The sequence below is a fragment of the Pseudomonas sp. 58(2021) genome (genome assembly GCF_017491585.1).
Lineage (GTDB): Bacteria > Pseudomonadota > Gammaproteobacteria > Pseudomonadales > Pseudomonadaceae > Aquipseudomonas > Aquipseudomonas fluorescens_BT.
The window spans coordinates 200775-215088 of record NZ_JAFGYZ010000006.1 but is presented as its reverse complement, the minus strand read 5'-3'; the positions used below and the strand labels follow the sequence as shown (position 1 = coordinate 215088).

General features: G+C 61.1%; 13 protein-coding genes and 1 pseudogene. 8 read left to right on the top strand and 6 right to left on the bottom strand.

Features of this window, described 5'->3' with window-relative positions:
* Nucleotides 1-87: 87 nt before the first annotated feature.
* From J5M72_RS09310 to fecA, 3 genes are all read left to right on the top strand, one after another.
* The gene (locus J5M72_RS09310) at nt 88-576 is read left to right on the top strand and encodes a sigma-70 family RNA polymerase sigma factor (RefSeq protein ID WP_169432595.1); all 489 of its coding nucleotides are present in this window, start codon (nt 88-90) and stop codon (nt 574-576) included.
* Nucleotides 573-1502: a FecR family protein gene (locus tag J5M72_RS09305; RefSeq protein WP_207865302.1), complete on the top strand. Its 930-nt coding sequence runs from the start codon at nt 573-575 to the stop codon at nt 1500-1502. The genes J5M72_RS09310 and J5M72_RS09305 overlap by 4 nt, the downstream gene beginning before the upstream one ends.
* A gap of 134 nt (nt 1503-1636) precedes the next feature.
* On the top strand, nt 1637-3970 hold the full coding sequence (fecA, locus tag J5M72_RS09300) for a TonB-dependent Fe(3+) dicitrate receptor FecA (protein ID WP_207865301.1): 2334 nt from the start codon (nt 1637-1639) through the stop codon (nt 3968-3970).
* A gap of 70 nt (nt 3971-4040) precedes the next feature.
* Here fecA and J5M72_RS09295 read toward each other — a convergent pair whose 3' ends face one another.
* Nucleotides 4041-4448, bottom strand: a complete 408-nt coding sequence (locus J5M72_RS09295) for an HPF/RaiA family ribosome-associated protein (RefSeq protein ID WP_011332524.1) — start codon at nt 4446-4448, stop codon at nt 4041-4043.
* 200 nt (nt 4449-4648) lie between these two features.
* Nucleotides 4649-5596, bottom strand: a complete 948-nt coding sequence (locus J5M72_RS09290; RefSeq protein WP_169428927.1) for a LysR substrate-binding domain-containing protein — start codon at nt 5594-5596, stop codon at nt 4649-4651.
* Between the two features lie 135 nt (nt 5597-5731).
* Here J5M72_RS09290 and J5M72_RS09285 point away from each other — a divergent pair, with 135 nt between their 5' ends.
* The 3 genes from J5M72_RS09285 (at nt 5732) to J5M72_RS09275 (ending at nt 8990) form a co-directional block, all read left to right on the top strand.
* The gene (locus tag J5M72_RS09285) at nt 5732-7108 is read left to right on the top strand and encodes an L-serine ammonia-lyase (protein ID WP_207865299.1); all 1377 of its coding nucleotides are present in this window, start codon (nt 5732-5734) and stop codon (nt 7106-7108) included.
* A gap of 63 nt (nt 7109-7171) precedes the next feature.
* Nucleotides 7172-8473 carry a serine/threonine transporter gene (locus J5M72_RS09280; RefSeq protein WP_207865297.1) on the top strand — a complete coding sequence of 434 codons (1302 nt, stop codon included), beginning with the start codon at nt 7172-7174 and terminating at the stop codon, nt 8471-8473.
* Nucleotides 8474-8672: 199 nt separating this feature from the next.
* Nucleotides 8673-8990, top strand: coding sequence for a DUF3509 domain-containing protein (locus tag J5M72_RS09275; RefSeq protein ID WP_169428924.1), 318 nt, complete (start codon nt 8673-8675; stop codon nt 8988-8990).
* On the opposite strand, the gene J5M72_RS09270 is transcribed toward J5M72_RS09275, so the two are convergent.
* Nucleotides 8987-9487, bottom strand: a complete 501-nt coding sequence (locus tag J5M72_RS09270) for a phosphate-starvation-inducible PsiE family protein (protein WP_003221775.1) — start codon at nt 9485-9487, stop codon at nt 8987-8989. The genes J5M72_RS09275 and J5M72_RS09270 overlap by 4 nt on opposite strands.
* 293 nt (nt 9488-9780) lie before the next feature.
* On the opposite strand from J5M72_RS09270, the pseudogene J5M72_RS09265 reads away from it, so the two are divergent.
* Nucleotides 9781-10020, top strand: a pseudogene (locus J5M72_RS09265) (YebG family protein); the annotation flags it as partial.
* A 185-nt stretch (nt 10021-10205) separates the two neighbouring features.
* Here J5M72_RS09265 and J5M72_RS09260 read toward each other — a convergent pair.
* The gene (locus J5M72_RS09260; protein WP_169428922.1) at nt 10206-11225 is read right to left on the bottom strand and encodes a Glu/Leu/Phe/Val dehydrogenase; all 1020 of its coding nucleotides are present in this window, start codon (nt 11223-11225) and stop codon (nt 10206-10208) included.
* Nucleotides 11226-11409: 184 nt separating this feature from the next.
* On the opposite strand from J5M72_RS09260, the gene J5M72_RS09255 reads away from it, so the two are divergent.
* On the top strand, nt 11410-12213 hold the full coding sequence (locus J5M72_RS09255; protein WP_207865293.1) for a transglutaminase family protein: 804 nt from the start codon (nt 11410-11412) through the stop codon (nt 12211-12213).
* Here the strand turns inward: J5M72_RS09255 and J5M72_RS09250 are convergent.
* The gene (locus tag J5M72_RS09250) at nt 12137-13534 is read right to left on the bottom strand and encodes an aromatic acid/H+ symport family MFS transporter (protein ID WP_207865291.1); all 1398 of its coding nucleotides are present in this window, start codon (nt 13532-13534) and stop codon (nt 12137-12139) included. The genes J5M72_RS09255 and J5M72_RS09250 overlap by 77 nt on opposite strands.
* A gap of 144 nt (nt 13535-13678) precedes the next feature.
* Nucleotides 13679-14314: a maleylacetoacetate isomerase gene (maiA, locus tag J5M72_RS09245; RefSeq protein ID WP_207865289.1), complete on the bottom strand. Its 636-nt coding sequence runs from the start codon at nt 14312-14314 to the stop codon at nt 13679-13681.

The following is a 14314-nucleotide window of genomic DNA, read 5'->3' as shown; positions in this document are numbered from 1 at the left end:
GTCTGATTGCCGGCACTTACGCACAGCCCTACAATGCGAACCATTCTTGTTCTCTAACGCATCCTGCATGCGCCCGGAGTGATGCCGTTGTCGTCCGCCCATCCTGTCGAATCGCTCTACCAGGCCCATCACAGCTGGCTCACCGGCTGGCTGCGGCGCAAACTCGGCTGCCCGGACAGCGCCGCCGATCTGGCCCAGGACACCTTCATCCGCGTCCTGACCGCCCGCGAGCCGCCGGTGATCATCGAACCCCGTGCGTTCCTCACCACTCTGGCCAAGCGCGTGCTGTTCAACCATTACCGCCGTCAGGACCTGGAGCGCGCCTACCTCGACACCCTCGCGCAGATGCCGGAAATGGTCGCACCTTCGGAAGAGGAGAAAGCGATCATCCTGCAATCCCTGATGGAGCTGGATCAGTTGCTCGACGGCCTTTCGCGCGTCGTCAAACGCGCCTTTCTACTGGCACAAGTGGATGGCCTGACCTATCCACAGATCGCCGCTGAACTGGGTATCTCCGTGGCCACGGTCAAACGTCATCTGAATAAAGCGGCGATGCGCTGCTACTTCGCCCGGTGAACCCGCCGATGGATTTTTCCGCGCAGGTCGCCGAGCAGGCGGTGCATTGGTTGCTGGAAATGCAGCAGGGCCCATTGAATCCGCGCCAGCAACAAGCCTGGCAACAATGGATCGACGCCCACAGCGAACACCGCCGTGCGTGGGAACACATTCAGCGGGTCAATTCGCGGCTGCGCGGATTGTCGTCGCCACTGGCCCACGCCGCGTTGAATGCGCCGAAATCCGCCAGCCGGCGTCAGGCGCTGAAGTTGTTGCTGATTCTCGGCGCCGGCTCGGCGGTCACCTGGGGAATGCGCGAGCACAATCCGTTGCCGTCGCTGCTGGCCGATTACCGCAGCCCGGTCGGTCAGCGACGCAAGATATCGCTCGGCGCGGGCGGTCAATTGCAACTCAACACCGCGAGTGCGGCGGATGTCCGGGGCGATAGTCTGATTCGCTTGCTCGAAGGCGAAATGCTGCTGACCGCCACACAATCCTTCGAAGTGCAAACCGCCCAGGGCCTGCTGAAAACCCAGGGCGCGCGAATAAACGTGCGGCAGTTTGCCGACCGCACGCAGGTTGCGCTGTTTGAAGGTCGGGTCGAATTGAATGCGCAAGGTCGCGCGCCGATGCTGCTGCCGGTCGCCCGACAACTCAGTTTCAGCTCCACCGGCGTCAGTGCGGCAAAACCGCTGGACGCCAACAGCGGCGCCTGGGCCGACGGCATGCTGGTGGCCGCGCACATGCGCCTGGGCGACTTCCTTGATGAACTGGGTCGCTACCGTCGCGGGCAGCTCAATTGCGATGCGAAAGTGGCTGACCTGCTGATTTCAGGGACTTATCCACTGGACGACAGCGAGCGGATTCTCGATCTGCTGGCAATCAGCCTGCCGGTGAGAGTGAAGCGTTTTACTCGCTATTGGGTGACGGTCGAAGCCAGAGCCTGATCGCTCCCACGCTCTGCGTGGGAACTCAACCCGGTCGCTCCGCGCCCCTGCAAAAAATAAATGAGCCGTTTTTCAGATCTGGCGTGACAGAGAAGGAAAGCCCCCTTGATTCAACCTTCTCAGGACCGTCCTCCATGCACCCCACCCGCCTCACGCCGTTGGCCCGAAACCTGCGCAATCTCGTCCTCGGCGCCAGCCTGAGCTTCAGCGCCCTGCCCCTCGCGCAGGCCGCTGAAACCAAGGCTTATCACATCGCCCCGTCGTCGTTGGAAAACGCCCTTAACCAGTTCGGTCGTGAGGCCGGTGTGCTGATCTCGTTCGGCTCGCAAGTCACCCGCGGCGTGCAGAGCCGCGGCCTGGAAGGCAGCTATACCGCGGAGCAAGGCCTGAACGCGCTGCTCGAAGGCACCGGCCTGCGGGCCCGGGCCGAAGGCGGCAATGCTTTCAGCCTGCAACCGTCGAGCGATACGGCGCTCGAGCTGGACACTTCGACAGTGGTTGGCGACTGGCTCGGTGAAGCCGAACAGGTCAACGTCTTCGAGCACCCCGGCGCCCGTGACGTGATCCGTCGCGAAGAATTCGAACGCCAGGGCGCGACCCAGGCCCGCGATGTGCTCAACCGCATTCCCGGGGTCAATGCCCCGGAAAACAACGGCACCGGCAGCCACGACATGGCGCTGAACTTCGGCATTCGCGGCCTCAACCCGCGCCTGGCTGCACGCTCGACGGTATTGATGGACGGCATTCCGGTGCCGTTCGCGCCTTACGGCCAGCCGCAGTTGTCCTTCGCACCGATCAGCATGGGCAACATGGATGCGGTGGACGTGGTGCGTGGCGGCGGCGCCGTGCGTTACGGCCCGCAGAACGTCGGCGGCGTGGTCAACTTCGTAACCCGGGCGATCCCTGATGAGCCGACCGTCAAGGGCGGCTTCCAGACTGAAACCAGTCCATCGTCCAGCCATGACGGCTTCAAGACCAGCGCCAACCTGCTGGCCGGCGGCACCAATGCCAACGGTCTGGGCGGCGCGTTGCTGTACTCCGGCACGCGCGGTGGCGACTGGCGTGAACACAGCGACACGGAAATCGACGACCTGATCCTCAAGGGCAAATACCAGCTCGACGAAGCCAACAGCTTCAACGCCATGGCCCAGTATTACGAAGGCAAGGCCGACATGCCCGGCGGCCTGAATGTCGCCGACTACGATGCCGACCCGTACCAGTCTACCCGGCCAAAAGACCAGTTCTGGGGCCGTCGCACGATGTTCAATGTCGGCTATCGCTACCAGGAAGATCGCCGCGAATTCACCGCCAACACCTTCTTTACCAAGACCCTGCGCAGCGGTTATCTGGATCAGGGCACGTTCCTGTCGCTGTCGCCACGTGAATACTGGGTTCGCGGTCTGGAAACCCGATTCGCCCAAGGCTTCGACCTTGGCCCGACCACCCATGAAGTCGGCGTCGGCTATCGCTATATCAACGAGGCCGGTCACGAGTTGCGCTATCGCACCCCGATCGCCAGCAATGAATACCCGACCACCAACAGCCGCAACGACCGTGACACTCGCGGCGGCACCGAGGCCAATGCGTTCTTCGTCGATGACCGCATCGACATCGGCAAGTGGACGATCACCCCGGGCGTGCGCTACGAAATGATCGAGTCGCAGCAGACCAACAACCTGACCAACGTCAAATACAAGGGCGACTACAACACCGCGCTGCCAGCGTTGAACGTGCTGTATCACCTGACCGACAGCTGGAACCTGTACGCCAACACCGAGGGCTCCTTCGGCAGCGTGCAATACAGCCAGATGCCCAACCGCGTCAGCAGCGGCGAAGTGAAACCGGAGAAGGCCCGCACCTGGGAAGTCGGCACCCGCTACGACAACGGTGCCCTGCGAGCGGAGATCGGCGCATTCCTGATCAACTTCGACAACCAATACGAAAGCAACCAGACCAACGATTCGGTGATCGCCCGTGGCGAAACCCGGCATCAGGGCATCGAAACCAGCGTCAACTACGCTCTCGACGACTTGAGCCCGGCGCTGGCCGGCTTCGATGTCTACGCCACTTACGCCTATGTCGACGCAACCATCCGTGAAGATGGGCCGAACAAGGGCAATCGTGTGCCGTTCTCGTCGAAACACAAAGGCACGATCGGCGTCGGTTACACCAAAGGGCCGTGGAAACTGAACCTGGACAGCAGCTTCCAGAGCGACCAGTTCGCCGACAACGCCAACACCTCGAAAGAAAGCGCCGACGGCAGCACCGGCAAGATCCCCGGCTACATGCTGTTCAGCAGCCGTGCCGGTTATGACTTCGGCCCGCAGCTGTCGGACCTGAACGTGGCGGTGGGGGTGAAAAACATCTTCAACACGCAATACTTCACCCGCTCGTTCGATGACAACAACAAGGGCAAGTATGTCGGTGAGCCGCGCACGGTGTACGTGCAGACCTCCGTGGCTTTCTGATCCTGCTGAAAACAGAAAGGGCCTGCAATTGCAGGCCCTTTCTCATTGGGTGGCTTGGAAAATCAGCGCATCAACTGTTGATCGCTGCCTGTTCGTTCTCGTCAAACTCTTCCGCCAATAGCTTGTCATTGGCCTTGCTTGTGAATGGCACCACAGCGGCTCGCGGTTTGCCGCGCAGTTTGCCAAACAGGTGCTCCAGCGCGTGCTCCAGTTTTTCGGCTGCACCATCGATCGCCTGTTCCAGCGAATCGGCTTTGTGGGTGACGGAAATCGGTTGATGGCCTTTCGGCCGCGCTTCCAGTTGGCAGCGCAAGTCATGGGGACCCGGCTTGTCACCGTTCTCGTCGCTCAGATGGACTTCGACACGGGTCAGGTCTTCCTCATAACGGTCGAGCGTGCTCTCAATTGTGGTGCGTACCCACTCCTCCAGTCGTTTGCTGCTTTGAATATGGTTGTCGCTGTTGACTTGGATTTGCATAGTTCATCCCTTATTTCAGCTAGCTCGCAAGAGGCCTGGAACAGGATTTCGTGACCTCTTGATTACAACAATCGGCCCGCTTGACGAACATTTCAACCCCTGAAAAAAGATAAATATTCATACGCAAAAAAAGCCGGACAACCGAGTGAAGCGCTGGTAAGGTCGGGAGTTGGGTCGCCCCGGCACCCCGTAAAATCTGCTCACAATTGGCCATCACGCAGCGGGTGAAGGCTGCGAAAAATTCCCGCCTCCTCCACCAGCCAATCATGCACCGCCCGCACACCCGGATGGCTCAACGCCCCCGGCGCATAAAGCAAGACATAGCGCTTGTGATTGGGCACTGAAATCCCGAATGGCACGATCAACGTCCCCCGCTCCAGCTCGTCGTTGAGCAACGTGCGCCGGGCAATCGCTACGCCCATGCCGGCAATCGCCGCTTCGATGGTCAAGTGGTTGCGATTGAACGTGTGCCCGCGCCGCACATCGGCGCCCTCGAAACCGATGGCATTGAGATAAAACTCCCACTCCGCGTACTCATAACTGCCGCGCCAGGCGGTAATGTCGTGCAACAGCGGAAAATGCACCAGATCCGCCGGCCCGTGCAGCGGCGGCCGTCCCCGCAGCAGGCCCGGCGCGCACACCGGGAAAATCTGCTCGTCGAGCAAGGCTGTGGATAACAGTCCCGGATAGCTGCCGTCGTTCAAATCGATGGCCAAGTCAAAATCCCCTTCATGCAACGGCACGCTGCTGTCCTCGGCCACCAGTCGCAACTGGATGTCCGGGTAACGCTGTTGCAGGCGCGGCAAACGCGGGGTCAGCCATTTGCTGAGGAACGACGGAATCGAACGCACCCGCAGAATCCCGCTGATCATTCCCGCATCCAGGCGCCGCAATTCCGCATCGATGCTGCCGTAAGCCTCGTTGACCGTGATCGCCAGTCGCTGCCCTTCCGCGCTCAACTCCACGCCCCGGGCGCGGCGGTGAAACAAGCGAAACCCCAGCCGCTCTTCCAGCTGTCGGATTTGCTGACTCACCGCCCCCGGCGTGATGTGCAGTTCCTCGGCACAGCGAGTGAATGACAAGTGCCGTGCGGCACAGGAAAACACCTGCAGCCAGACGTAAGTCTGGGCATGCAATTGACGGCTCATGGTTTAGTCCTGCTAAAGGCTTACTTAGGAAGTTTCGTTAGTCACGTTGAAGCGAGGTAGGCAGTATCGCCGACATTGCGCTTGTCCTACAAAAAATGGCAGCGATTCCTACTCCATCGCTTGTAAGGGTTTAGCATGGCTATCAGTGTTTTCGATCTATTCAAAGTCGGCATCGGTCCGTCCAGTTCCCACACCGTCGGCCCGATGCGCGCCGCCGCGACCTTCGCCCAGGCCCTGATCGATCAGCATTTGCTGAACGATGTGCAACGGGTGGAAATCCGTTTGTACGGCTCGCTTTCGGCCACCGGCGTCGGCCATGCCACTGACCGCGCGACGGTCATGGGTTTGATGGGCGAATGGCCGGACAGCATCGATCCGTCGACCATCGAGCCTCGCATCCAGCAACTGCGCGAGACCGGCCAACTGTCTCTGGCCGGTAAACGCTCGATTGCCTTCATCTGGCAGCACGATCTCCTGCTGCTGGACGAGAGCCTGCCCTACCACCCCAACGCCATGTCGCTGACAGCCTTCGGTGCATCCGGCCAACTGTTCGAGCAAACGTACTACTCGGTCGGCGGCGGTTTCATCATCGAAGCGGCCGAAGCCGAATCCGGTGTAGCGCCGGCCAGCGACGTCGAGTTGCCCTACGAATTCTCCAGCGCCGTCGAACTGCTGGCGCTGTGCAAGCAGCACAACCTGCGGGTTTCCGAACTGATGATGGCCAACGAACGGGCCTGGCGCAGCGACGCCGAGATCCGCAAGGGACTGCTGCACATCTGGTCGGTGATGCGCGAGTGCGTCGAGCAAGGCCTGCGTCACGAAGGCGTCCTGCCCGGCGGTCTGAATGTTCCCCGTCGCGCAGCGAAATTGCACCGCAGCCTGTTGGAAATCGGCAAGCCGAACGTCATCAGTTCGACCCTGTCGGCGATGGAGTGGGTCAACCTGTTCGCCCTTGCCGTCAATGAAGAAAACGCCGCCGGCGGGCGCATGGTGACCGCGCCGACCAACGGCGCCGCCGGGATCATTCCGGCCGTCCTGCACTACTACATGAAATTCAATCCGGATGCGTCGGACGATGACGTGGTCGCGTTCTTTCTGGGCGCGGCAGCGGTGGGCATCCTGTGCAAGAAAAACGCTTCGATCTCCGGCGCCGAAGTCGGCTGTCAGGGCGAAGTCGGTTCCGCTTGTGCGATGGCCGCTGCGGGTCTGGCCGATGTGCTTGGCGCCACACCGGAGCAGCTGGAAAACGCCGCCGAAATCGGTCTGGAACACAACCTCGGACTGACCTGCGATCCCGTCGGCGGCCTCGTGCAAGTGCCGTGCATCGAGCGCAACGCCATCGCGGCGGTGAAGGCGATCAACGCCACACAAATGGCCCTGCGCGGCGACGGCAAACATTTCATCTCCCTCGACCGGGTGATCCGCACCATGCGCGATACCGGCGCCGACATGCATGACAAATACAAAGAGACTTCACGGGGCGGCCTGGCCGTGAGCTGGGTGGAGTGCTGAGGAGCGCTCCCCGACCGCCCGTAACACGTGAGCCCGAGCAATAATAATAACGAGGCAAAAACGATGACCGATGTACGCACACCTGCTGCCGAAAATCCCGCTGTAGACCGCACACGCAATAACGAAACCGCCCACAAGGGCTGGAGCAAATTCGACACCACCTGGATGCTCGGCCTGTACGGCACGGCCATCGGTGCCGGCACCTTGTTCCTGCCGATCAACGCTGGTGTCGGCGGCTTCTGGCCGTTGCTGATCCTGGCGTTGCTGGCGTTCCCGATGACCTTCTTCGCGCACCGGGGCCTGACCCGCTTCGTGCTGTCGGGCCGTTCCGGTGACATCACCGAAGTGGTGGAAGAACACTTCGGCATCGGTGCCGGCAAACTGATCACGTTGCTGTATTTCTTCGCGATCTTCCCGATCCTGCTGGTGTACAGCGTGGCGCTGACCAACACCCTCAGCAGCTTCCTAGAACATCAGCTGCACATCGCCCCGCCGCCGCGCGCGGTGCTGTCTCTGGTGCTGATCCTCGGTCTGATGACTATCGTCCGTTGCGGTCAGAGCGTGATCGTCAAAGCCATGAGCGTGCTGGTGTACCCGTTCGTCGCCGCGTTGCTGTTGCTCGGCATCAGCCTGATTTCGAACTGGAACGGCGCATTCTTCGCCAGCGCCCAGGAAGCCATGCCGATGTCGGTGTTCCTCAAGACCCTGTGGCTGGCCATCCCGGTGATGGTGTTCTCCTTCAACCATTCGCCGATCATCTCCGCCTTCGCCGTCGAGCAAAAACAACGCTACGGCGATCAGGCCGAACGCAAGAGCAGCGGCATCCTCGCCATGGCTCACGGCATGATGGTGGCAACCGTGATGTTCTTCTGCTTCAGCTGCGTGCTGGCGCTGTCGCCGGCGGATCTGGCAGCGGCCAAGGCACAGAACATTTCGATCCTGTCGTACCTGGCCAACCACTTCCAGACCCCGGTCATCGCTTACGCCGCGCCATTGATTGCGCTGGTGGCAATCACCAAATCCTTCCTCGGCCACTACATCGGCGCCAGCGAAGGCTTCCAGGGCATGATCGTCAAAAGCCTGCGCAGCCGTGGCCGGGTGATGTCGGCGAGCTGGCTGAACCGTGCGACCGCACTGTTCATGATCCTCAGCTGCTGGGCCGTGGCGACCTTCAATCCGAGCATTCTCGGCATGATCGAAACCCTCGGCGGGCCGGTGATTGCCTGTCTGCTGTTCCTGATGCCGATGTACGCGATCCGCCGCGTGCTGGCCTTGCGCCAGTATTCGGGCCAGGCGTCCAACGTGTTCGTGGTGCTGATCGGCCTGATTGCACTGTCAGCGATCATCTACTCGGTTCTGCCCTGAAACGGGCCGCAAACCAAGAAGGCGAGCCATGGGCTCGCCTTCTTTTTGGCCGGTTTCATTGTTCGACAATATTCCCGGCATGTCCCTTGCTACATCGCTGAAGGAGACAGGACCACGGAAGGGCCGATGGTCAGTTTTGGCGAACCAACCCGATCAAGGCCGGTCAACAACTGCACGTTCAATCAGGCGGTGACGCATCATGGACAATCCTTTTCAGATCATTACCGATGCCTTCGCGCCGGACTATCAGATCAACCTGAGCATTCAGGGCCTCGACGGCAGCATCATGCTGACCCTCTCCAATGGCGGCCGGATCGTCGCCAAACGGATGATCAGTGCCGAACAACGCAACGACCCCAAGCGCCTCAAGCGCCTGGTGCAAAGCATTCAGTTCGGCATCGCCATCGAACAGGGCCACAGCGCCATGGCGATCCTTGAAGCCATGACCCGCGGCGACGGAATCACCCCGCCACCGCGCCAGATCAAGGCCCGGCACCCGTCATCGATCGGTCTTTAGAGCTCGCCTTTCTCGATCTCGGGGTGTTCACCGGAGCCCGCACCGAGCTTGCGTTGCGGCTTCTCGATTTTCACCGAAGGGAATTGCGACGAGGCGTAACGCACCACCAGAATCGAGAACGCCAGCAACAGAATCCCGCCGCACAGGTAGATGATGCCCATGTCCGGCGGGTTGTGGTGCGAGACGTTGGAGATCAGCAGGCGCGTCAATGCGGTGATCGCCACGTAGATCAGGAACCGCACCGGCATGTGGTTGGTCTTGAAGTAAATCCCGACCATCGCCCCCAGTTCCAGATAGATGAACAGCAACAGAATGTCATCGATCTTGATGTGCCCTTCCTCGAGCATCCCGAGAAATTCCATCACCGCCGCCCACGCGGTCACCGCACCGATGGCGAACAGCGCCAGGTAATGGAAGGTCTCGACGAACAGATTGCCCAGGGACTCGGCCAGTTGATGCACGTTTTGCCGCAGTTTCTCGGCCCAGTTGATTTTCACGATGAAGATTCCTTAGCCCGGTTCGAGCGGATGTTGCGTGCTGGACGTGACAGTTATTGCGCACGTACGCAGATGCATGCAGAAAAGAGGCCACGCCATCATGGCGAGCCCCCGCGAAACCCGCGCCGTGGCGTTTGGTCGCACCTGCACGCAGGCACCGGGCTGACAAACTCCGAATCCGGTCTACATTAAAAAGCCACTACCCAAAGCGCAGGGATTCGCTTATCCTTTTCGCTGTATATAGATACAGTAGTCGCAAAGACAACTTAATGTGAAGGCATGTGAGGTGGTGAATGGCCGTCGAAGTGGTATACCGCAGCAGCCGAGATCTGGAGCGCTTGTTCATGGATAAAGCCGAAGCTGACCGTCATGACAAAATGCTCGAACTGGCCGAACTGTTGGCCGAAGTGCTGGAAAAAGCCGTTCCTTCGTTGAGTGAGCAGCAAGTGGAAGAAGTCGGGATCTTCATGGCGAAGAACCGCGATGTGTTCGCCCGGGCGTTCAAGAGCCAGCCTGATGCCCTGTCGGAGCTGATCAACGCACCGGCGGCACCGGTTGTGGCAACCGAGCCAGCAGACGTGGCTGAACCGGCAGAAGCGCCAGTCAAACCTGCCAAGGCGGCAAAGGCTGCGAAGTAATCGACACCTGAATTGAAGCCTCTGAATTGAATGGCCCCTGAGTTGAAAGACTCAGGGGCTTTTTCATGCCCGGAAAAACCTCAGCGGTACAACACCTTCTCCGCCAGTTCATCCGCCACCCGCGCCGGTGATCGTTTTTCCGCCTGGGCGTGGGCAAACACTTCGGTCAGGCGCGAACTGATCTTCGACAGGTGGGCGGTGATCGTGGTCAGCTCTTCGCCCCGGTGCTTGAGGGAAACGTAGATCAGCCCACCGGCATTGATCACGTAATCCGGCGCATACAGAATGCCGCGCCGTTCCAGTTGATCGGCGACGTCCAGATGCGTCAGCTGATTGTTGGCCGATCCCGCCACCGCCGAACAGCGCAACTGTGTGACAGTGTGGCTGTTGAGCACACCGCCCAGACCGCACGGTGCGAGGATGTCGCACGGCGTACTGAGTAAGGCGTCGTTGGCGATCGGGTGGGCGTTGAGCTGTTCCATCGCCAGTTGCACTTTGCCGTGATCAATGTCGCTGACCAGCAGTTCGGCACCGGCGGCGTGCAGCTGTTCGGCCAAGGCATAACCCACATTGCCCAGCCCCTGAATCGCCACGCGCAAGCCTTCAAGGTTGTCGCTGCCCAGCCGCGCCATGGCGGTGGCGCGTATTCCGGTGAACACCCCCATTGCCGCATGGGGCGCCGGGTCGCCAGCGGATGTGGTGCTGGTGACATGTTGGGTCTGCTGGGCGATGCAATCCATGTCCGCCACCGAGGTGCCGCTGTCGATGGCGGTGATGTAGCGCCCGTCGAGCTGATCGATGCAACGGCCGAAGGCTTCGAACAGGGCGGCGCGGTTTTCCACATGGGGCGGCCGCACGATCACGGCGACACCGCCGCCCTGGGCCAGACCGGCCAACGCAGCCTTGTAGCTCATGCCCTGGGCCAGGCGTACGGCGTCCTCGACCGCGGATTCGTCGTTCGGGTAGGCAAGATAACGACACCCGCCCAGGGCTGGCCCCAGGCGACTGTTATGGATGGCAATGACCGCCTTCAATCCGGACACCGGATCAACGCTAAGGTGCAGCGATTCCAGGCGAGTGCTTTGCATGAGAGCGAACATCGGCAGGCTCCCGAATCACTTCTGGTAGTCGCCAGTATAGGCTTGCGCCCAAAAATTGCTGAAGCGCACGGGAATAAGGCCCGACAGCGACCAATGCGTTGCGGCATAACCCGATGGCAGAGCGGCGCGATACTGGACGAATGACAGAGACGGGGCTAAAACGAGGCATTCTCCGGAGATTTTGATGAGTCCGCGCCAACGTTTTTTCGACTGTCTGCACCGTTCACCGCCTGCGCTGCTGGAGGCAGCGTTGTGGATGGCCGCCGAACACGATAAACATGTCGAGCCCCAAGCACTGTTGCAGGACTTCATCGAGCTGCAACAACGGGTCAGCTCCGGCTTGCCGCTGTTGCCGGTCAGCGAGCTGGCGCAACCGTTGCTGCGACGCATGGTAGAACTGGGATTCGCGCAGGACGATTTTGTGCCGCTGCGCCCGCAGGCTGCGATGGTCAACAAGGTGTTGCACACTCGACGCGGCCAACCGCTGGCTCTGGCGCTGATTGCTCTTGAGCTGGCCCGAGGCCTGGAGATTCCGCTGGTGGGTGTGAACTTCCCCGGGCATTTCCTGCTGAAGGTTCCCGGCGCCGATCACTTGCTCGATCCGTGCGGTGGACGGCGCCTGTATCCGAACGATTGCCGCGAACTGCTGCATCGCCAATACGGCCACCAGATGCAACTCAATGCCGACCACCTGCTGACCGCCACACCGCTGCAGATGCTGCAGCGCCTGTCGCGCAATCTGCGCCAGCTGCACGTCACCCACGATGACTTCATCGCGGCACTGATCGATGCCGAGCGCGTGCTCGAACTGGGCAATGCCAGTGCCGCCGACTATCTGGCCCGGGCCAGTCTGTATCAGCGTCTCGACTGCCCGAACGCCGAGCGCTTCGATCTGGAGCACGCGCTATTGCTCAGTGACGACCCGATTCAGCGACTTCGCCTGACGGAACGGCTGGGGCATCTGCCGCCCAATTCGGTGGTGCACTGACTGACGCCGCTGAAGGCGAACGCACCTGAATGATCAACAACGCCGCAATCACCGCCGGGATCGCGCAGAAGAAGAAAATCTGCTGCACCGGAATGTGCATCGCCAGCAACAGACTGCCGAACAATGGTCCGAGAATCGACCCGAAGCGCCCTACTCCCAAGGCCCAACCGGTACCAGTAGCGCGCACGTGTGCCGGATAGAAGTTGCTGGCGAAGGCATTGAGCGTCAGTTGCCCGCCGATGATGCAGAACCCCGCCGCAAACACACAGGCCACCAGATAACGCGGGTTGTCGTGATTCAGGCCCAGCAGGATCGTGCACACCGCCGCGCCGGCCAGCACAGCGGACAGCAGGCGCACCTTGCTCTTCAACCGGTCGGCGAACCACGCCATGCAGATCGCGCCCAGCGTGCCGGCGAACAGGAACATCGACGTCACCAGATTCGCTTCATTGAGCTTCAGGCCACTTTCCAGCAGCAGCGACGGCAGCCAGCTGATCATGAAATACAACAGGATCAGGCTGACGAAAAACGTCGACCAGATCAGCAAGGTCGGGCGTGCGTAACCATTGCGGAACAATTCCACCACAGTCAACTTGCTGCCCTGCTCGCGTTCGTTCTGCTCGACCGATGCTGCAGGGGGTTGCCAGCCCGGCAGCATCCGCGCGGTGACCTTGCGCAGGCGCGCATAGGGCGGCGCATCCCGCAGCAGTCGCGGCAAGGATTCCGGCAGCATCCACCAGAGAAACGGGAACAACAGCAGCGGTGTAACACCGCCGGCGAGGAACACCGCTTGCCAGCCGAATCGGTCGATAAAACCCGCCGCGACAAAACCACCCGCCGCACCGCCGAAAGAGAAGCCGCAGGCCGCCAGCGTCACCATCAGCGTACGCAAGCGCGGCGGTGAATATTCCGACATCAACGCCATGGCGCTGGGCATCGCACCGCCCATGCCGATGCCGCAGATGAAACGCGCGATCATCAGGGTGTTCAGGGAATCGGCGAACACCATCAGCACGGTGAGGCTGGCGTAGATCAGCACACAGGCGAGCAGAATCCGCCGCACGCCGAAGCGGTCGGCCAGTGGCGTCACGGCCAGCGAACCGAGGGTCAGCCCCAGCAGGTTGGCGCTGAAGACCGGACCGAACGCGGATTTTTCCAGGCCCCAGTCCTGCGCCAGCGCCGGCACCACGTAACCGAGCACCTGGGCGTCATAGCCGTCGGTGACCAGCAGCAAGGCGAGCAGGATCAGGAGCAACCACTGAAAGCGGGACACAGGACGGGCGTCGAGTGCCGCCCGAAAGCTGGCAATCTGGTTGTGCATCGCAAGGTACCTGTTTTGTTTTTATGATTATTGGTGCCGCAACGAGAGCCTTGTGGGAGCGAGCCTGCTCGCGATGACGGCGGCACATCCACGATCGATGTGAAAGAGATACCGCTATCGCGAGCAGGCTCGCTCCCACAGAGGTTACGGCGTGTCCGGCTGATTCGCCGGATGCGCCGCAATGAACGCCGGATGTTCAGCGGCCAACGCGGCCACCCGACGAATCCGTGGATACGCCTCCAGCGAAACGTTGAACCGTTCGGCCGCGTACAGCTGTGGAATCAGGTACACGTCCGCCACGCACGGCCACTCACCGAAACAGAAGCCGCTGTCACCGATCAACTGCTCCACCGTCGCCAGCCCCTGACTGATCCAGTGGCCGATCCACTCGTTCACCTGCGCCTCGTCATGGCCCAAACCGCGCAGGCGATTGAGCACGCTGACGTTATGCAGCGGATGCACATCGCAGCCGATCACCGCTGCCACGCCGCGCACCTGGGCACGGGCGACGAGGTCTTCGGGCAACAGCGGCACCTGTGGATAACGTTCTTCCAGGTACTCGATGATCGCCGGCGACTGAATCAGCAATTTTCCGTCATCGGTGCGCAGCGCCGGCACCCGCCCCTGGGGATTGATCGCCAGGTACGCCGGTTGCCGATGTTCGCCACCGGGCGGTGCGATCAGATTGACCGGCAACGCCTGATAGTCGAGGCCCTTGAGTGCCAGCGCGATCCGCACCCGGTACGACGAGGTGGAACGGTAGTAGGTGTAGAGGTCCAT